The sequence below is a fragment of the Streptomyces sp. NPDC050546 genome, assembly GCF_044457425.1.
Classification (GTDB): domain Bacteria; phylum Actinomycetota; class Actinomycetes; order Streptomycetales; family Streptomycetaceae; genus Streptomyces.
Genome location: NZ_JBITGX010000004.1, coordinates 198,784 through 217,983, shown reverse-complemented (window position 1 = coordinate 217,983; position 19,200 = coordinate 198,784). Strand labels below are relative to the sequence as shown.

Sequence of the window (19,200 nt, the reverse complement as noted above, 5' to 3'; positions counted from 1 at the left end):
GGCTGGAGGTCTCGGGGTGGGGAGCCGACGAGTCCGCTTCGTCCCGGGCGGGTGTGGGTTCTGGCGTGGATCTCTCCCGTGGAGTTGCTGGCGGACGCACGGTGGTTCCCCCCTGGCGAATCGGCTCTGTTCGACTCTGTTCGGCGCTGGTTTGTGTCTGTTCGGCGTTGGCTCGTGTCTGTTCGGCGTTGGCTCGTGTCTGTTCGGCGTTGGCTCGTGTCTGTTCGGCGCTGGAGCGTGATCAGTCGCTGGGCCGGCCGCTCGGTGGTCCGCCGGCCGGTCGGTTGGATTTGGAGCGGGAGCGGGAGCGCGTCCACGCCGACGCGGCGCGGCGGAGCAGCAGAAGCAGGACGAGGACGGCGAGCAGGAGCGGCGCGACGGGTGCGAGCGCGTCGCGCCACACCCAGCCGCCGACCGCGACGAGATACAGAACCCCCCAGCGCCCCGGCCACGTCAGCCGGCCGCCCGCGCTCGCGAGCAGCAGCCACAGCGGCACGAGGCACAGCAGCTGGCAGACCGGCGGTGCCCAGCGCAGCAGCGGCTCGGGCCCGTCGAGCCCCAGTGTGTCCGCGAGGAAGCCGGCCGTCTTCTCATACAACGCCCCGTCCACCGGTTGCGGTTCCCGCCCGAGGGCGACCGGTGCGGTGTACAGGGCGAGCAGCGCGGCGTACAGCGCCGTGCCGGGCAGCCACGGGTCGCTCCGGGTGCACAGCGTGAGGGCGCCGACGAACACCACGAGCAGCAGGCCCCCCGCGGTGAGCGAGGGCAACGGCAGCCCCTCCAGCAGCTGACGCCCGGTCAGTGCCGCTTCTGAGGCGTCGCCGAGCCAGGGCAGATCGCGCAGCGGCGCCAGGAAGAACACGACGGCGACACCGAGCAGGCTCCAGAGGGCGCCTCTGAGTCGCCGTTCCTGTGGCTCCTGGCCGGTGAGCGGCTCTCCGGGCTCGTGCGGTGGTTCTCCGGACTCGTGCGACGGCTCCCGGGGTGGTCCCTCCGGGCGCACGATCAGCGCCAGGGTGTCCGCCTGCAACGCCTCACGTTCGTAACCGGGGCGCCCGATGAACAGCGTGACCGTGTCCTGGTCGCCGCCCTGGGGCTGGTAGGCGGCGCGGCGGGCCCAAGTCGTGCCGTAGCCGGCGGTGGCGTTGAGCTTCGCCCAGCGGGTGCCGTAGGAGGGATCGTCGGGTGTGACGACGGGGGGCGCGCTGTCGTTGTGACGCAGTGCCGCCCGGAGCCCGACCGTGGAGACGACGGCGATCAGCGTCATGCTGAGCAGCACCGCCCAGCCTGCGCCCGCGATCCCGGCCGGAGTGAACAGCACGGCCGCGCTGCCCAGTACCAGGGCGCACATGGCTCCTTGGAGCGCGGCCAGCACACCCGTGCGCCCCTGGACGCGCAGCACGCCGATGTACAGCTCCACCACGACCCGCGGCAGCGCGCCGAGGGCGAGCAGCCGCAGCACGGTCGAGCCGTGCTCGGCGTAGTCCGGGCTGAAGGGCGTGAGGATGTACGGAGCGAAGAGGACCAGCACCAGCACGACCGGGACCAGCAGCAGCGTCATGCGCCGCAGTGCTCCCCGGACGCCGTCGGCGAGCTGGCGTGGGTCGTGCGAGGCGTGCGCGGTGAGGGACGAGGCCATGTTGATGGCCATGAACTCCATCGTGCCGCCGACGGTGTACGCCACGTAGAAGTAGCCGTTCTCCGCGGCGCTGAAGCGGACCGCGACCATCACCGGCAACAGGTTGATCATGGCCAGGCTGAACAGCGCGCCCAGTGAGTCCCCGGCCAGGAAGCGGCCCATGTCGCGGAGTCTCGGAGGTTCCTTCTCGCGGTCGTGGTCCGCCTGGCGCGGGATGAGCCTGCGGAAGATCAGCCAGCCCAGCGGCAGGGTGGAGAAGGCGATCGCCACCGCCCAGGAGACGAAGATGCCGAGGACGGGCAGCGTGCCGGCGAAGACGGCCAGCAGGGCCAGCTTCCCGACCGAGAACACCGCGTTCCCGGCCGGCACCCACTCCGCCTTGCGCAGTCCGGTGAGCACGCCGTCCTGGAGGGTGAGCAGCGCCCAGGCCACGCACGCCGCGACGAACACCGCCCCCGCCATGGGGGTGCCCAGGGGGGCGTACGACGCCCCCCAGGCGTCGAGCGTGAGCAGGAAGACGGCGGCGGCGAGCGCCACGATCAGCGAACTGGCCACGTACGTGCCCCACACCAGGCGCCCGGTCTCCCGCCCCGCGCGCGGGACGAAGCGCACGACGGCCCCGATCATCGTCGTCGCCGTGATGCTGGCGAGCAGCCGCATCGCGGCGATCGCGGCGGAGCCCTGGCCGACGGCCTCCTCGGAGTAGTAGCGGGCGGCCACCAGCCAGAATCCCAGGCCCAGCACGGCGGACACGCCGGTGCTGAGCATGAGGAAGTAGGCGTTCTTGAAGAGCGAGTCGTGCGTGCGCTCGCTGTCGGCAGGCTCGAGCCCGCCCCCTCCGGCACGCGTGGGGGCGGGCTCGTGCACCTGGATCTCAGCCACGGGACTAACCCAGCCCTCCCGGTGTCGGCCTGGCCCTGGACAGCTCTCCGGGCGCCTCGGCCGGTCGTGCCCCGGACCGCTCCAGCACCTCGACGGCCGTCCGCGCCCGCAGCGGGTCCACGGGCAGCGCGTGCCGCGCGAACCAGCGGGCCGCCTCGGGGGCCGGTGAGGGGTCGGTGAACTCCGCACCGGCGTAGTCGTCCAGGGGCGGGTCGTAGAGGTAGCCGACGACGACGCCCCGTCGTGCCAGTGCCGCGATCGCCGCGTCCCGGTCCGCCACGAACAGCGGGACGCGGAACAGCGGCTGTGTGCCGTACGCGTCGCGCGGCTTGGCCCAGGGCGTGGACAGCAGCAGCTCGGTGCCCGCCCGGCAGGCGTCCAGCACGTCGTCGAGCCGGTCGAGCTTGCGGCCGATGCGCCGCAGCCGCAGCAGGCCGGACTCCTGGCGGTAGTCGTGCATGTCGACCCGTACCCAGGGGTGGTGCGCCTCCAGCCCGGGCGCCCCGCGCTCGGCTCGGGCGAGTTCGTCCGGGCGCAGCGGCATCCGGATCTCCTCGCGGTCCGCGAGACCCAGCAGCCGGATCGCGGCCCAGGCGGCGCGCCGCAGCCGCAGCCCGCGCACCGTCGCCTCCGCGAACGGCCGGACGGCATAAGCCAGTTCGGAGCTCATCCGGCGTGGGACGAGCAGCCCCGCGCAGGTCTTCTCCACCGCCTCCCGCAGTCCCGGATCGGCGAGCGAGAGCATGCCTCCGGCCTTGGCGCCCACATGCTTGGACAGGCTGAACGCGGATGCCTCCCCCCACGCCCCGACCGGCCGGTCCCCCACCCTGCTGCCGATGGCGTGCGCCGCGTCCTCGAACAGCGGGATCCCGAGCGCGTCGCACTTCTGCCTGAGGCGCGGCGCCGGGTCCGGGTTCCCGTACAGGTTCGTCGTGAGCACGGCCGACACCGAGCGCCATGTCTCCTCGGGCACGGCATCGACGTCGATGGACGCGTCGAGCGGGTTCAACGGCGCCTGCACCGGACGCAGTCCGGCCGCGAGCACGACGAAGAAGATCACGTCGTCGTTGACCGGCGACATCAGCACCCGTCCGCCGGGCGGGCACCAGTGGCGCAGCGCCACGTACAGCCCGAAACGGCACGACGGTACATACACACATTCCCGGCCGAGCCGGACGCGCATGGTCTCTTCCAGCCGCTTCGGCTGTGGACCACGCCGCACCGAGCCCGGACCGGCCTCCCCTATGGCCATCCGCCCCCCTGGTGTGCCGTAGGAACGCCCCCTCCCCGAGGCCTTCCGGCACCCGCCCAGAGTCGCCCCGTTCGCACCGCTCCGTCAAGATTGCGTCGCGTCCTGTGGATAACTTCCGGCACGTACGAATAGGGCGTCCCGTCCGCCGCGCCGGAGTCGCGCCGTCCGGTCACCCCGCACCCACCTGCCCCGTTCGCCCGTGTCCGCCTCCTCGGACTCTGCCCACGACCGGCGTGCCACCCGTAACGTGTGGCATGACCACGAACACGTGGCGACGACATGGCACACCCGAAAGCGAGGCAGCACCCGATGCCCCCCTTCGATGTCCCCGAGGGCGACCCCTTCGGCCCGCACAATCTGCCGTACGGCGTGTTCTCCCTCCCCGGCTCGTCCCACCGGTCCGTGGGCGTCCGGCTCGGCGACCATGTGCTGGACGCCGGCGCCGCGGCCCACGCGCTCGGCTCCCCGTACGCCGCCCTGCTGGCCCGGCCGACCCTCAACCCGCTGCTGGCGGCGGGGCGCACGGCCTGGTCGGACGTGCGCCGGGCGTTGACCGCCTGGGTGACCGTGCCGTCCCACCGCGAGACCGTCGAACCGCTGTTCCACCCCCTGTCCTCGGTGACCCTGCACCTCCCCTTCGAGGTCGCGGACTACGTCGACTTCTACGCCTCCGAGAACCACGCCCGGAACGTCGGCCAGATCTTCCGCCCCGACGCCGAGGACTCCCTCACCCCCAACTGGAAGCATCTGCCGATCGGCTACCACGGCCGCTCCGGCACGGTCGTCGTCTCCGGCACGGACGTCGTACGCCCGTCCGGTCAGCGCAAGGCCCCCGCCGACGCCGCTCCCGTGTTCGGCCCGTCCGTCCGCCTGGACATCGAGGCGGAGGTCGGTTTCGTCGTCGGCGCGCCCTCCCGGATGGGCCGGCCGGTGGCCCTCGGCGACTTCCGCGAGCACGTCTTCGGCCTCTGCCTCCTCAACGACTGGTCCGCACGCGACATCCAGGCCTGGGAGTACGTTCCCCTCGGCCCGTTCCTCGGCAAGTCCTTCGCCACCTCGGTGTCGGCGTGGATCACCCCGCTGGACGCCCTGGAGGACGCCCTCGTGGCCCCGCCGGCCCGGACGCACGAACTGCTGCCGTACCTGGACGACGGCGACGAGGAACCCGGCGGCTACGACCTGCGGATCACCGTCGCCGTCAACGGCCATGTCGTCTCCGAGCCGCCCTTCTCCACCATGTACTGGACGGCCGCCCAGCAGCTGGCCCACATGACCGTGAACGGCGCCTCCCTGCGCACCGGCGACCTGTACGGCTCCGGCACGGTCAGCGGCCCGGCGGACCGGGAGCGCGGCTCCCTGCTGGAGCTGACCTGGAACGGCCGCGAGCCCCTCGAACTCCCGGACGGCAAGCGGACGTTCCTGGAGGACGGCGACGTGGTGACCCTCTCGGCCTGGGCCCCGGGGCCGGACGGTGTACGGGTGGGGCTCGGCGAGGTGACGGGGCGGGTGACACCGGGAGCGGAGTGAACCCTCGCGGCAGGGGCGAGTCTGGCCGACAGTCGCCCCTCCCGGCTCTTCCGATGGTGTTCGGCCCCTGACTCACACCGCCCGGCCCGTCATACTGGGCGTCGGGCGGTGTGTCCGCCCGCGCGCGGTACACGGCACGTGCGGCGAGCACTTCGGCCGTGGCACCGGCGCGCACAGCAGCCGCTCTCCCTCGCACCACCCGTAGCCGCCCCTCTTCCGACCAGGAACCGGAGCCCGTGGCAATGACCGTCTGCCTGCTCCTGCTGAGCGTTGTCGCCCTGACGGCCGCCGTGCCCGTGCCCCGGGCGCTGACCCGGTCCGCGTGGCCGGAGCGGGAACCGGTGGTCGCGCTGTGGGTGTGGCAGTGCCTGGTCGCCACCGTCCTGCTGTGCTGTGTGACGGCTCTCGCCCTGGGCGCCGCCGCCGTCTTCGGCACGGTCCGCGCCCAGCTCTTCGCTCCGGCGCCGCCCGCCGTGACCGCGGCGTACGACCTCTCCACCGCCCCTCCGTGGGCCGCCACCCTCACCCTGCTGCTGGCCTGCGGCGCCGCCTGGACCACCGCGATGCTCGCGCGCGAACTCGTCGAGGCGCGCCGGCGCCGCGCCCAGGCCCGCGCCCATCTGCGCGAACGCGCCCCCGACCTGCCGGCCGGCCTGCCCGCGGCCCGCGGTCCGCTGCTGGTCCTGGAGGACGAGTACCCCGACGCCTGGTGGATGCCCGGCAGTCCCTCCCAGCTGATCGTCACCACGGGCGCCCTGCACCGCCTCACCGGCCACCAGCTCGACGCCGTCCTCACCCATGAGCGCGGCCACGCCCGCGCCCGCCACGACTGGCTGCTGCACCTGTCCACAGCACTCGCCACCGGCTTCCCGCGCATCCCGCTGTTCGCCCACTTCTGCGACCAGACCCACCGCCTGGTCGAACTGGCCGCCGACGACACCGCGTCCCGCCGCTGCGGCCACCTGACCACCGCACTGGCCCTGATCGAGCTCAACCAGCACCGCGGCGTCCTGTCCTGCGCCTCCAGCCACCGTCTGCTGGGCGAACGGGTCGACCGGCTCCTGGAACCTCCGCCCCGGCTGGGCCGCAGGCACCGGGCTCTGACGACCACCACGGCCGCGCTCGTACCGCTGCTGCCCCTGCTGATCGCGTTCGCCCCGGGCCTGACGGCGCTGTCGTAGCCGTACCGGCCGGGAGCCGGAGCCAAGGGGGCGGATCCGGCCGTCGAACGGCCGCGGCCGTGGTGGCGGATCTCCCCACGGGCCGACCGAAACCGCAGCTCAACAGTCGAACCGGTCACATTCCCGGTGGCGCAACACTCCCGCAACACTACTTTTCCTATCGGATAGGTATGGTCCGAGCCATGCCCATCGACCGCAGCCGGGACCACGCCGGACAGGGAGCCGCGACCACCGTCGCCGCCCACCGCGCGCGGCGACGGCTGCGCGCCGACCGGGCCAGGCAACTGGCGGACCTGCTCCGCCAGCAGACGCTCACCGGCGCCTTCCCCGACGGCACCCTCCCCCACGAGTCGACCCTCGCCGCCGACTACGGCGCCGGCCGCAACACGGTCCGCGAGGCGCTCGACCTGCTGCGGGCCGAGGGCCTCGTGGAACGCCGGCCCGGCGTCGGCACCGTGGTCGTGGCCCACAAGTACCCCCATGGTCTCGACCGCCTGATGGGCCTCGCGGAAACCCTCCGCGAACACGGCCGGGTCACCAACGAGGTCCGCACCATGGGCCCCGCCCCGGCACCCGCGCCGGTCGCCGAACGCCTCCAGCTCGCGCCCGGCACCGACGTCCTCTACATCGAACGCCTGCGCCGTCTCAACGGCCTCCCCCTGTCCCTCGACCTCACCTACGTCCCGCTCGACATCGGCACCGAACTGCTCGGCGCCGACCTGGAGAACACCGACGTCTTCCGCCTCCTGGAGGCCGTCACCGGCCGGCCCCTCGGCCACGCCGAGATCACCCTGGAAGCGGTCAGCGCGGACACGCACTCGGCCGCCGTGCTCGAGGCCCCGCGCGGCGCCGCGGTCCTCATGCTGGAACGCCTCACCCACCTCGCGGACGGCCGCCCGGTCGACCTGGAGTTCATCCGTTTCCGCGGCGACCGCATCACCATGAGCGGCCTGCTGCACCGGACTCGGTAACCACCCCTCTCGCGCAGATCCCTGGAGACAGCCATGCCCTTGGCGCCCCAGCGGGCCGACGTGCCCGTGACCATCGACGAGTCGAAGTGCATCGACGGCTGCACACTCTGCGTGGACATGTGCCCGTTGGACTCCCTCGCCATCGACGAGAGCAACGGCAAGGCGTACATGCACGTCGACGAGTGCTGGTACTGCGGCCCGTGCGCGGCCCGATGCCCCACCGGAGCCGTCACGGTCAACATGCCCTATCTGCTCCGGTGAGAGGCCCGAACCACCATGTCCCGAACCATCACGTCCCGAACCAGCACGTCCCGGACCGCACTGAAACGCACAGCGGTCGCGGTGTCCGCCGTCGTCCTCCTGCTCCCGCTCAGCGCCTGCGGCGGTGACGCCGAGGCCGGCAGCGGCTCCACGGTCACCGTCACCGTCGGCTACCAGTCCAGGACGATCAACACCGTCACGGCGGGCACCCTGCTCCGCTCCCTCGGCTACTTCGAGAAACAGCTCAACGCCCGCCACGACGGCATCACCTACAAGGTGAACTGGCAGGACTACGCCACCGGCGCCCCCATCACCGCCCAGATGACCGCCGGGAAGATCGACATCGGCTCGATGGGCGACTTCCCGCTGCTCATCAACGCGGCCCGCGGCAAGCAGCTGAACAGCCCCACCCGCCTGGTCTCGGTCACCGGCTACAACCTCCGCGGCGGCCTCAACACGATCGTCACCGCGCCCGGTTCCCAGCTCGCCACCCTGAAGAACCTGAAGGGCAAGAAGGTCTCCACGAGCGTCGGCTCGGCCGCCGACGGCACCCTCGTACGGGCCCTGCAGCGCGCCGGCATCGACCCGGACAGCGGCATCGAGAAGCTCAACCAGCAGCCCTCCGTCGGCGCCTCGGCTCTCACCGCGGGCAGCGCGGACGCGCTGTCCCAGTTCGTCGCCTGGCCGGGCCTGCTCGCCTACCAGGGCAAGGCGAAGGCCCTGTACGACGGGGCCCGGCTGGATCTGCCCACCTTCCACGGCGTCACCGCCCGCGAGGACTTCGCCAAGGAGCGGCCCGCCGTGCTGGACGCGTTCCTGAAGGCGCAGGCGCAGGCGACGGACTATCTGAACGACCACCCGGTGGACGCCGCCGAGAAGGTCGCGAAGGCGACCGGCCTGCCCGCCGAGGTCGTCTACCTCTACAACGGCGCTCACGGCATCGCCACCTTCGACCCGGCGATCAAGCCCCGGCTCGTCTCCGCCCTGAAGCAGGACGTCTCGATCCTGAAGTCGGCGAAGCTCACCGGCGACGTGGACGTCGACTCCTTCGTCGACGACCAGTACGTGAAGAAGGCCCTCGGCTCGACGGCGTACGCCAGGCATCTCGCCACGAAGCCCGCGCCGGCCGCGAGCGAGGCCTGGCCCAAGGGCGCCTCGAAGACCGTCACCTTCACCTCCCCTTCTCAGCTGCTGAAATACGTGGCCGGACACCGCGACGGCCTCCGCGCCGCCTACGTCCCCGACACCACCACCGGCACCCTGTGGTTCGCCGACAAGGCCGTGTGGGTGGCCAACGGCTCCAAACTGCTGCCCTTCGTCGCACCCGAGACCGCGCAGGCGTACATCGCCGGGCACGGCGGCGCGCGGGTCGTCTCCTACGCCGATGCTCTGGAGCAGGCGTCGTGAGGCGCTATGCGCTCCGCGTGGCCTCCCTGGCCACCGCCCTCGGCGTGTGGCAGACGCTGACCAGCCTGAACGTCGACCTGTGGCTGCGCTTCTCGCAGTTCCCGACGGTCACCGACGTGGCCCGGGCCTTCGCCGCCCGGCTGTCCGGGCCTGACTACTGGACGGACCTGACCGACAGCCTCACCCGGATCCTCACCGGCTTCCTGCTGGCCGCCGTCCTGGGCGTCGCCACGGGCGTGTTCGTGGCGCGCTCGCGGCTCGCCGAGGACCTGCTCGGCCCGGTGCTGGAGGTGATCCGCCCGATCCCGGCCATCGCGCTCGTCCCCGTCGCGATCCTGCTCTTCCCCTCCAACGAACAGGGCATCGTCTTCATCACCTGCACCGCCGCCTTCTTCCCGGTCCTGGTCTCCACCCGGCACGCGGTGCGCGCCCTGACCCCCATGTGGGAGGAGGCCGTGCGCACCATGGGCGGCGGCCGGTGGCGGATCCTCGGCTCCGTCGTCCTGCCGGGCGCGCTGCCCGGCGTGTTCGGCGGCCTGTCCGTCGGCATCGGCGTCTCCTGGATCTGTGTGATCTCCGCCGAGATGATCTCCGGCCAGTACGGGGTGGGCTACCGCACCTGGCAGGACTACACCGTCGTCGACTACCCGGGTGTGTTCGTCGGCATGGTCACCATCGGCGTGCTCGGCTGGCTGACCTCCACCGCCGTGGAAGTACTGGGCCGCCGCCTCACCCGCTGGCTGCCGCGCACCGCGTACGTCCCGGGCGCCCGGCCGCCCCGGCCAGCCCGGCCCTCCCGGTTCGCGAAGCCCGCGCCGGCCGCACCCGCCGCCGTATCCGGCGGACCTGTGTCCGGGGCCCCCGCATCCGGCGGCCCCACATCCGAGGAGGCACGCGATGAGCACCTCGTCTGAGACCACCCCGAACACCTCGTCCGAGGCTGTCCGGAGCCCCTCGTCCGAGATCGTCCGGAGCCGCTCTCCAGAGCCCGATGCCACCACGACGCCGGTGCGCGGCACCCGGCTCACCCTGTCGGGCGCCTCCCTAGGCCGCCCCGGCGCACCCGCCCTGGACGACGTCGGCCTGGACATCGCCCCCGGCGAGATCCTCACCGTCGTCGGCCCGTCCGGCTGCGGCAAGTCGACCCTCCTGCGCACCCTGGCCGGTCTGCTGCCACCGCTCTCCGGGGAGATCACCCAGGACGGGCACCCGCTGACCGGCCCCGGGGCCGACCGCGCCCTGGTCTTCCAGGAGGACGCCCTGCTCCCCTGGCGCACCCTGCGCGCCAACGTCGAACTCCCCCTCGCCATCAACGGCGTCTCCCGAGCCGAGCGCCGGGAACAGGCCCAGGACTGGCTGGAGCGGGTCGGACTCGGCACACGGGCACGGCAGTTGCCGCACCGGGTCTCCGGCGGGCAGCGCCAGCGCGTCCAGTTGGCCCGCGCCCTGGCCGCACGCCCGCGCGCCGTCCTGATGGACGAGCCGTTCGGCGCGCTCGACGCCCAGACCCGGGCGGGCATGCAGGACCTGCTGGTGGAGGTGCTGCACGGCACGGGCGCGACCGTCGTCTTCGTCACCCACGACGTGGACGAGGCCCTCTTCCTCGGCGACCGTGTAGCCCTGCTCGGCTCGGGCGGCCTCGCCGCCGTACGGGACGTGCCCCGCCCGCGTGACCGGGGCGCGCACGACGACCCGGCGCGCGTGGCCCTGCGGCGCGACGTCCTCACCTCGCTCGGTACGTGAAAGGCACCCCGGTGACCACCTCCGTGAACCCCCCTGCGGACACCTCCCTGGCCGTCCCGTCCCTCGCCGACGCCGAGGAACTGACCTGCGACGTCCTCGTCATCGGCGGCGGCACCGCCGGCACCATGGCCGCGCTGACCGCCGCCGAGCACGGCGCGAACGTGCTGCTGCTGGAGAAGGCCCACGTCCGCCACTCCGGCGCGCTCGCCATGGGCATGGACGGCGTCAACAACGCGGTCATCCCGGGCCGCGCCGAACCCGACGACTACGTCGCCGAGATCACCCGTGCCAACGACGGCATCGTCGACCAGTCCACGGTCCGCCAGACCGCCACCCGCGGCTTCGGCATGGTGCAGCGGCTGGAGTCGTACGGCGTGAAGTTCGAGAAGGACGAGCACGGCGACTACGCGGTCCGCCAGGTCCACCGCTCCGGCTCCTATGTGCTGCCGATGCCGGAGGGCAAGGACGTCAAGAAGGTCCTGTACCGGCAACTGCGGCGGCGCGAGATGCGGGAGAGGATCCGCATCGAGAACCGGGTGATGCCGGTGCGTGTCCTCACCGCCGAGGGGCGCGCGGTCGGCGCGGCGGGCTTCAACACCCGCACCGGGCAGTTCGTCCAGGTCCGCGCGGGCGCGGTGATCCTCGCCACCGGCGCCTGCGGCCGCCTCGGCCTGCCCGCCTCCGGCTACCTCTACGGCACCTACGAGAACCCCACCAACGCGGGCGACGGCTACGCCATGGCCTACCACGCGGGCGCCGAGCTCACCGGTATCGAGTGCTTCCAGATCAACCCGCTGATCAAGGACTACAACGGCCCGGCCTGCGCCTATGTCGCCAACCCCTTCGGCGGCTACCAGGTCAACCGGCACGGCGAGCGCTTCGTCGACTCCGACTACTGGTCGGGCCAGATGATGGCCGAGTTCGCCGCGGAGGTCGCGTCCGACCGTGGCCCGGTCTACCTGAAACTGAGCCACCTCCCCGAGGAGTCGGTCTCGGCCCTGGAGACGATCCTCCACTCCACCGAACGCCCGACCCGCGGCACCTTCCACTCCGGGCGCGGGCACGACTACCGCACCCACGACATCGAGATGCACATCTCCGAGATCGGCCTCTGCGGCGGCCACTCCGCCTCCGGCGTCCGCGTGGACGACCACGCCCGGACGACCGTGCCCCGGCTGTACGCGGCCGGCGACCTGGCCTGCGTCCCGCACAACTACATGATCGGCGCGTTCGTCTACGGCGACCTCGCGGGTGCGGACGCGTCCCAGTACGCGCCATACGAAGGGCAGTTGCCTTCCGAGCAGCTCCGGGAGGCGCACGAGCTGATCTACCGCCCGCTGCGCAACCCCGACGGCCCGCCGCAACCCCAGGTCGAGTACAAGCTGCGCCGCTTCGTGAACGACTACGTGGCCCCGCCCAAGTCCGGCGCCCGGCTGTCGCTCGCCCTGGAGGCGTTCGAGCGGATGCACGCCGACATCGCCGAGATGGGCGCCCACACCGCGCACGAACTGATGCGCTGCGCGGAGGTCACCTTCATCCGCGACTGCGCGGAGATGGCCGCCCGATCCTCCCTGGCCCGTACGGAGTCCCGCTGGGGCCTCTACCACGACCGCCTCGACCACCCCCGGCGCGACGACGCGTCCTGGTTCCACCACCTCGATCTGCACAAGTCCCCCTCTGGTGCGATGGAGTTCACGGCCCGTCCCGTGGCTCCCTATCTCGTTCCGGTCGACGGCTTCGCCCCCGTAGGCGGCCCGTCGCGTCTGATCGGCGAGGTCCACGCCGAGGACGTGGCGATGGCGGGGCCGCGGGATGTGGCTCCGGTGGCTGCCCAGGTGGGGACGGCTAGTGCTGAGCAGTCGCAGCAGACCGCGCCGTCCTCGTCCCCCGCTCCCGCCCCCGCACAGTCCTCCGCCCGCCTCCTGGAACTCGTCGCCCTGGCCGATGAGGAGGCCGAACTCGACGCCCTTCAGCCCTACCTGACCGATCCCGTGCCCGCCGTCCGGCGTGAGGCGGTCGCCGTACTCACCGAGACGCTGCCGCCTGGGACCGGCCGCGCCCTCGCCTCCGCCCTGCGCGACACCGCCGCCGAGGTACGGGCCGCCGCGGCCGCGTCACTGCGGGAGCTCGTCGAGACGCTCCCGCCCGAGCCCGACCTGCGGGACGGCCTCGCCGCCGCCCTGGCCGAGCCCGACCCGGTGGTCCGCGCCGCCGCGCTGGACGTGTTGCGGGCCCTGCGCCTCGGAGACGCCGCCCTGTTCGCGGACTCCCTGGCCGACGCCGACATCGCCGTCCGTATCGAGGCCGTACGCGCCCTGGTGTCGGTCGACGCCGCCGGGGAACTGGCCCGCGCGGCGGTCGCCGACCCGTCCCGCGAGGTCCGGGTGGCGATCGCCAAGGGGCTGGCCACGGTGGGTGCCGAGCGACTGTCCGGTGTTCTTCCGGCCGGCACCGATTCCGCCGCCGGCTCGATCGAAGCGGCCCTCACCGGCCTCCTCGACGATCCCGACGCCCTGGTGCGTGCGGCGGCCTACGGGGCCTTGGGCACCACCGGCTGCCCGGCGCCCCTCACCACGCGTGCCGTGGCAGCACTGTCCGAGCCGGCCTGGCAGGTGCGGGCCGGAGCGGCAACGGCCCTGTCCGTCGCCGACCCGGAGGTGGCGGTCCCCGCCCTCGCCAAGGCACTCGCGGACGCCAACGCCGATGTCCGCAAGGCCGCCGTCCTGGCACTGACCCGGCACCGCGCCGCCGAGGAGGCCCGCGCGGCCCTGGCCACTGCGACGACGGACTCCGACGCGGATGTCAGGGCGTACGCGGCACGGGCGCTGTGACCGGTCCGTGCCCCCGGAGCTTCGTGACCTGGCCGGAGCCCGGCCTCATATCCAGTCGGGTTCCGGCTCCGTCATCTCCGGCCAGTCGTCCGGCCCACCCGGGTCCTGACCGGGGCCGGGGGTGTGTCCCGGAGCCCGGCCGGAGGCCGCGGCTGGAGCCGAGCCGGGCGGTCCGCCCAGCGAGGTGAGGACCTCCAGCACGCCCTCCCCGTAGGTCGCGAGCTTCTTCTCGCCCACCCCGCCGATCCCACCGAGCTCGGCCACCGACGCCGGCCACACCGTGGCGATCTCCCGCAGCGTGGCGTCGTGGAAGATGACGTAGGCCGGTACGCCCTGTTCGCGTGCCTGCTCGGCCCGCCAGGCGCGCAGTGCCTCGAAGGCCGGCACCAGCGCCTCGGGCAGCTCGGCGGCGGCAGCCTTGCCCTTGCCCCGTCCGGAGCCCGAGGACGACGAGGACCCCGACCGGGAGGTCACCGGCTTCTTCGGCTCCTTGCGCAGCGGCACGTCCTGCTCCCGCCGCAGCACCGTCCCACTGCCCTCCGTGAGCACCAGCGTGCCGTACTCGCCCTCCACGGCGAGCAGCCCCTGGGCCAGCAGCTGCCGGATGACACCGCGCCACTCGGCCTCGGTCAGCTCCTCGCCGATGCCGAACACCGACAGCTGGTCGTGGTCGAACTGGATCACCTTGCCGGTCCGCTTCCCCAGCAGGATGTCGACGATCTGCACCGCGCCGAACTTCTGGCCGCGCTCGCGCTGCAGCCGCACCACCGTCGACAGCACCTTCTGCGCAGCGACCGTGCCGTCCCAGGTCTCAGGCGGAGTGAGGCAGGTGTCGCAGTTGCCGCAGCCGGACGGGTCCGGGTCCTGGCCGAAGTACGCGAGGAGCTGGCCCCGGCGGCACTGGACGGTCTCGCACAGCGCCAGCATCGAGTCCAGGTGGGCCTGGGCCCGCCGCCTGAATGCCTCGTCGCCCTCGCCGGACTGGATCAGCTTGCGCTGCTGTATGACGTCGTTCAGCCCGTAGGCCATCCAGGCCGTCGACGGCAGCCCGTCACGGCCGGCCCGGCCCGTCTCCTGGTAGTAGCCCTCGACCGACTTGGGCAGATCGAGGTGGGCGACGAAGCGGACGTCCGGCTTGTCGATGCCCATGCCGAAGGCGATGGTCGCCACCACGACCAGGCCGTCCTCCCGCAGGAAGCGGGACTGGTGGGCCGCGCGGGTCCCCGCGTCCAGGCCCGCGTGGTACGGCACCGCCTCGACGCCGTTGCGGCTCAGGAACTCGGCGGTCTTCTCCACGGAGTTGCGCGACAGGCAGTAGACGATGCCCGCGTCGCCCGCGTGCTCCTCGCGCAGGAAGCTCAGCAGCTGCTTCTTGGGGTCCGCCTTCGGCACGACCCGGTACTGGATGTTGGGCCGGTCGAAGCTCGCCACGAAGTGGCGGGCCGCCGGCATGTTCAGCCGCTCGGTGATCTCCTGGTGCGTGGCACGCGTGGCCGTCGCGGTGAGCGCGATCCGCGGCACGTCCGGCCAGCGCTCGCCGAGCAGCGAGAGCGTCAGGTAGTCGGGCCGGAAGTCGTGGCCCCACTGGGAGACGCAGTGCGCCTCGTCGATCGCGAACACGGAGATCTTGCCGCGCGAGAGCAGATCGAGCGTGTTCTCCAGCCGCAGCCGCTCCGGAGCCAGGTACAGCAGGTCCAGCTCGCCCGCGAGGAACTCGGCCTCCACCACCCGCCGCTCGTCGAAATCCTGCGTGGAGTTGACGAACCCGGCCCGCACGCCGAGCGCCCGCAGCGCGTCGACCTGGTCCTGCATCAGGGCGATGAGAGGCGAGACGACAATCCCCGTGCCCGGCCTGACCAGGGCCGGGACCTGGTAGCACAGGGACTTTCCGGCACCGGTCGGCATGAGCACGACGGAGTCACCGCCCGCGACCACGTGCTCGATGACCGCTTCCTGCTCGCCCCGGAACGCCTCATACCCGAAGACCCGGTGCAGCGTGGCCAGCGCCTCGCTCTGCGTCACTGCCATCTCGGCGATACCGCCTGTCCCACCCATCGTCGTGCCCCCCGTACGTCGTCCCTCGACCACTGCGTCCACGATAGGGGTCAGCACCGACAAGGCCGGAGTTATCCACAGGTCGCCCCCACCCGTCCCCGATCAAGGCACGCCGCAAGGCCGGCGAATAACCGCCGGACACCCAAAGCGGCGGCCCGGCACCCCTAGAAGGGACGCCGGGCCGCCGCCCGTCGGCAAGCGCCTGGTCAGCGCACGAAGACTCCCGCCTGTCCCGCCAGGTCGAGGAAGTACTGCGGCGCCACACCGAGCACCAATGTGACCGCCACGCCCACCCCGATCGCCGTCATCGTCAGCGGCGACGGCACGGCCACCGTCGGGCCCTCGGGCTTCGGCTCGCTGAAGAACATCAGCACGATGACGCGGATGTAGAAGAACGCCGCGATCGCCGACGAGATCACACCGACCACGACCAGCGGGGCGGCCCCGCCCTCCGCCGCCGCCTTGAACACGGCGAACTTCCCGGCGAAGCCGGAGGTGAGCGGGATGCCCGCGAAGGCCAGCAGGAACACCGCGAAGACGGCCGCCACCAGCGGAGATCGCCGGCCTAGCCCCGCCCACTTGGACAGGTGTGTCGCCTCGCCGCCCGCGTCCCTCACGAGCGTGACCACCGCGAAGGCGCCGATCGTCACGAACGAGTACGCCGCCAGGTAGAAGAGGACGGACGAGACACCGTCCGGCGTGGTCGCGATGACACCCGCGAGGATGAATCCCGCGTGCGCGATCGACGAGTACGCCAGCAGCCGCTTGATGTCGGTCTGCGTGATCGCGACGATCGCACCGCCCAGCATGGTGATGATCGCCACGGCCCACATCACCGGCCGCCAGTCCCAGCGCAGACCCGGCAGGACGACATACAGCACGCGCAGCAGCGCGCCGAACGCCGCCACCTTCGTCGCCGCCGCCATGAAGCCGGTCACCGGCGTCGGCGCGCCCTGGTACACGTCCGGCGTCCACATGTGGAACGGCACCGCGCCCACCTTGAACAGCAGGCCCATCACGAGCAGCGCGGCGCCGATCAGCAGCAGCGCGTCGTTGCCCATGGTGCCGGCGAGCGCGGGGCTGACGTCCTGCACCGTGCCGTCGACGACCTGCGCGATCGTCGCGTACGACATCGAGCCCGCGTAGCCGTACAGCAGCGCGATGCCGAACAGGGTGAACGCGGAGGCGAAGGCGCCGAGCAGGAAGTACTTGACCGCCGCCTCCTGCGACATCATCCGCTTGCGACGGGCCAGCGCGCACAGCAGGTACAGCGGGAGGGAGAAGACCTCCAGCGCCACGAAGAGCGTCAGCAGGTCGTTGGCCGCCGGGAAGACCAGCATGCCGGCGACGGCGAACAGCAGCAGCGGGAACACCTCGGTGGTGGTGAACCCGGCCTTGACCGCGGCCTTCTCGCTCTCGCTGCCCGGCACGGAAGCGGCCTGCGCGGCGAAGGAGTCGACGCGGTTGCCGTGCGCCTCCGGGTCGAGGCGCCGCTCGGCGAAGGTGAACAGGCCGACCAGGGCCGCCAGCAGGATCGTGCCCTGCAGGAAGAGGGCCGGTCCGTCGACGGCGATGGCGCCCATCGCCGCGATGTGCGCCTTGGTCGTGCCGTACCCGTCGGCCGCCAGCGCCACGACCGCCGCGAAGGCGGCCGCGATCGCGACGACGGACACGAACATCTGGACGTAGTAACGGGACTTGCGCGGTACGAACGCCTCGACCAGGATCCCGACGATCGCCGCGCCGACGATGATCAGGGTGGGGGCGAGCTGCCCGTATTCGATCTTCGGCGCGTCGATCTTCGTGATCGGTTCGGCCGCCGTTGTCCACAGGCTGTGGACGGCTGTTGCGCTCACTTGGCCGCCTCCACCTCGGGCTTGGGGTCCTTCTGCTGTACGTCGGACATGGTCTGTTTGACCGCCGGGTCGATGATCTGGGTGAGGGGCTTCGGGTAGACGCCCAGGAAGATCAGCAGGACGACCAGCGGGGCGACGACCACTAGTTCACGCACCCGGAGATCCGGCATCTTCGCGAGTTCGGGTTTCACCGGGCCCGTCATCGTCCGCTGGTAGAGGACGAGGGTGTAGAGCGCGGCCAGGACGATGCCGAAGGTGGCGATGATGCCGACCACCGGGTACCGCGTGAACGTGCCGACCAGGACCAGGAACTCGCTGACGAACGGGGCGAGGCCCGGCAGCGACAGGGTCGCCAGACCGCCGATCAGGAACGTGCCGGCGAGCACCGGGGCGACCTTCTGCACTCCGCCGTAGTCGGCGATGAGCCGCGAGCCACGCCGGGAGATCAGGAAGCCCGCCACCAGCATCAGCGCGGCGGTCGAGATGCCGTGGTTGACCATGTAGAGCGTCGCCCCGGACTGGCCCTGGCTGGTCATCGCGAAGATGCCCATGATGATGAAGCCGAAGTGGGAGATCGACGCGTAGGCGACCAGCCGCTTGATGTCGCGCTGGCCGACCGCGAGCAGTGCCCCGTAGATGATGCTGATGAGCGCCAGCACGAGGATCGCGGGCGTGGCCCACTTGCTCGCCTCCGGGAAGAGCTGGAGGCAGAAGCGCAGCATCGCGAAGGTGCCGACCTTGTCGACGACCGCCGTGATGAGGACGGCGACCGGGGCGGTGGACTCCTGCATCGCGTTGGGCAGCCAGGTGTGCAGCGGCCACAGCGGCGCCTTCACCGCGAAGGCGAAGAAGAAGCCCAGGAACAGCCACCGTTCGGTGTTGGTCGCCATGTCGAGCGAGCCGTTGGCCCGGGCCTCGGCGATCTCCGTGAGCGAGAAGTTCCCGGCGACCACGTACAGGCCGATCACCGCGGCCAGCATGATCAGACCGCCGACCAGGTTGTAGAGCAGGAACTTCACCGCCGCGTACGAGCGTTGCGTCGCCGCCGCCTTCTCACCGTGCTCGTGTGCACGGTCCCCGAAGCCGCCGATGAGGAAGTACATCGGGATCAGCATGGCTTCGAAGAAGATGTAGAAGAGGAAGACATCGGTGGCCTCGAAGGAGATGATCACCATCGCCTCGACGGCCAGGATCAGGGCGAAGAAGCCCTGCGTCGGCCGCCACCGGCCCGCAGCGAAGCTGCTGAGAGATGCAGCGCCGGTCTCCAGCGGGTCGGCGTCGTGCCAGCCCGCGAGGATGATGAACGGGATCAGCAAGGCCGTGAGCGCGATCAGCGCCACCGCGATGCCGTCCACGCCCAGTTCGTAGCGGACGCCGAAGTCGGCGATCCAGGAGTGGGACTCGGTGAGCTGGTAGCGGTCGCCGTCCGGGTCGAAGCGGACCAGGACGGTGATCGCCAGGACGAGCGTGGCGAGCGAGAAGAGCAGCGCCAGCCATTTGGCGACGGTGCGCCGCGCGGCCGGTACGGCGGCCGTGGCGATCGCCCCGACGGCCGGGAGCACCGCTGTCGCTGTCAGGAGAGGAAAGGACATCGG

General features: G+C 71.9%; 13 protein-coding genes. 8 read left to right on the top strand and 5 right to left on the bottom strand.

Translation table 11 applies throughout. The annotated features are described in order from the left end of the window. Positions 1-241: 241 nt before the first annotated feature. On the bottom strand, positions 242-2,521 hold the full coding sequence (locus ACIBK5_RS11930) for a lipopolysaccharide biosynthesis protein (protein ID WP_399018665.1): 2,280 nt from the start codon (positions 2,519-2,521) through the stop codon (positions 242-244). Positions 2,522-2,525: 4 nt separating this feature from the next. Further along, the gene (locus ACIBK5_RS11925) at positions 2,526-3,704 is read right to left on the bottom strand and encodes a DegT/DnrJ/EryC1/StrS family aminotransferase (RefSeq protein WP_399019187.1); all 1,179 of its coding nucleotides are present in this window, start codon (positions 3,702-3,704) and stop codon (positions 2,526-2,528) included. Between the two features lie 378 nt (positions 3,705-4,082). Between ACIBK5_RS11925 and fahA the strand changes: the two genes are divergently transcribed. The 8 genes from fahA to ACIBK5_RS11885 all read left to right on the top strand — a co-directional run bounded on the left by fahA (position 4,083) and on the right by ACIBK5_RS11885 (position 13,694). Then, complete coding sequence (gene fahA, locus ACIBK5_RS11920) at positions 4,083-5,300, top strand: fumarylacetoacetase (RefSeq protein WP_399018663.1); 1,218 nt, start codon at positions 4,083-4,085, stop codon at positions 5,298-5,300. A gap of 242 nt (positions 5,301-5,542) precedes the next feature. After that, the gene (locus ACIBK5_RS11915) at positions 5,543-6,481 is read left to right on the top strand and encodes a M56 family metallopeptidase (protein ID WP_399019186.1); all 939 of its coding nucleotides are present in this window, start codon (positions 5,543-5,545) and stop codon (positions 6,479-6,481) included. Positions 6,482-6,651: 170 nt separating this feature from the next. After that, a complete protein-coding gene (locus ACIBK5_RS11910; RefSeq protein ID WP_399018661.1) occupies positions 6,652-7,452 on the top strand; it encodes a GntR family transcriptional regulator in 801 nt (266 codons plus the stop codon). 33 nt (positions 7,453-7,485) lie between these two features. Continuing rightward, positions 7,486-7,713 carry a ferredoxin family protein gene (locus tag ACIBK5_RS11905; RefSeq protein WP_010986276.1) on the top strand — a complete coding sequence of 76 codons (228 nt, stop codon included), beginning with the start codon at positions 7,486-7,488 and terminating at the stop codon, positions 7,711-7,713. A gap of 60 nt (positions 7,714-7,773) precedes the next feature. Next, on the top strand, positions 7,774-9,120 hold the full coding sequence (locus ACIBK5_RS11900) for an ABC transporter substrate-binding protein (protein WP_399019184.1): 1,347 nt from the start codon (positions 7,774-7,776) through the stop codon (positions 9,118-9,120). Beyond that, entirely contained in the window at positions 9,117-10,034 is a 918-nt protein-coding gene (locus ACIBK5_RS11895; protein ID WP_399018658.1) for an ABC transporter permease, read from the top strand. The genes ACIBK5_RS11900 and ACIBK5_RS11895 overlap by 4 nt, the downstream gene beginning before the upstream one ends. Next, positions 10,018-10,863, top strand: a complete 846-nt coding sequence (locus tag ACIBK5_RS11890) for an ABC transporter ATP-binding protein (protein WP_399018656.1) — start codon at positions 10,018-10,020, stop codon at positions 10,861-10,863. Before ACIBK5_RS11895 ends, ACIBK5_RS11890 begins: the two co-directional genes overlap by 17 nt. An 11-nt stretch (positions 10,864-10,874) precedes the next feature. Beyond that, positions 10,875-13,694 carry a fumarate reductase/succinate dehydrogenase flavoprotein subunit gene (locus tag ACIBK5_RS11885; RefSeq protein ID WP_399018654.1) on the top strand — a complete coding sequence of 940 codons (2,820 nt, stop codon included), beginning with the start codon at positions 10,875-10,877 and terminating at the stop codon, positions 13,692-13,694. A gap of 45 nt (positions 13,695-13,739) precedes the next feature. Here the strand turns inward: ACIBK5_RS11885 and recQ are convergent, their stop codons facing one another. The 3 genes from recQ to ACIBK5_RS11870 form a co-directional block, all read right to left on the bottom strand. After that, positions 13,740-15,749, bottom strand: a complete 2,010-nt coding sequence (recQ, locus tag ACIBK5_RS11880; RefSeq protein WP_399018652.1) for a DNA helicase RecQ — start codon at positions 15,747-15,749, stop codon at positions 13,740-13,742. Between the two features lie 206 nt (positions 15,750-15,955). Continuing rightward, positions 15,956-17,605, bottom strand: coding sequence for an NADH-quinone oxidoreductase subunit NuoN (gene nuoN / locus ACIBK5_RS11875; protein WP_399018650.1), 1,650 nt, complete (start codon positions 17,603-17,605; stop codon positions 15,956-15,958). After that, positions 17,602-19,197 (bottom strand): NADH-quinone oxidoreductase subunit M, encoded by a 1,596-nt coding sequence (locus ACIBK5_RS11870; RefSeq protein WP_399018648.1) that lies wholly within the window; start codon positions 19,195-19,197, stop codon positions 17,602-17,604. Before ACIBK5_RS11870 ends, nuoN begins: the two co-directional genes overlap by 4 nt. Positions 19,198-19,200 lie beyond the last annotated feature (3 nt).

Bases quoted from the DNA above. Each gene is read 5' to 3' on its own strand.
- ACIBK5_RS11925 (WP_399019187.1), bottom strand. From the start codon at position 3,704: ATGCGCGTCCGGCTCGGCCGGGAATGTGTGTATGTACCGTCGTGCCGT.
- fahA (WP_399018663.1), top strand. From the start codon at position 4,083: ATGCCCCCCTTCGATGTCCCCGAGGGCGACCCCTTCGGCCCGCACAAT.
- ACIBK5_RS11915 (WP_399019186.1), top strand. From the start codon at position 5,543: ATGACCGTCTGCCTGCTCCTGCTGAGCGTTGTCGCCCTGACGGCCGCC.
- ACIBK5_RS11910 (WP_399018661.1), top strand. From the start codon at position 6,652: ATGGTCCGAGCCATGCCCATCGACCGCAGCCGGGACCACGCCGGACAG.
- ACIBK5_RS11905 (WP_010986276.1), top strand. From the start codon at position 7,486: ATGCCCTTGGCGCCCCAGCGGGCCGACGTGCCCGTGACCATCGACGAG.
- ACIBK5_RS11890 (WP_399018656.1), top strand. From the start codon at position 10,018: ATGAGCACCTCGTCTGAGACCACCCCGAACACCTCGTCCGAGGCTGTC.
- recQ (WP_399018652.1), bottom strand. From the start codon at position 15,749: ATGGGTGGGACAGGCGGTATCGCCGAGATGGCAGTGACGCAGAGCGAG.
- ACIBK5_RS11870 (WP_399018648.1), bottom strand. From the start codon at position 19,197: ATGTCCTTTCCTCTCCTGACAGCGACAGCGGTGCTCCCGGCCGTCGGG.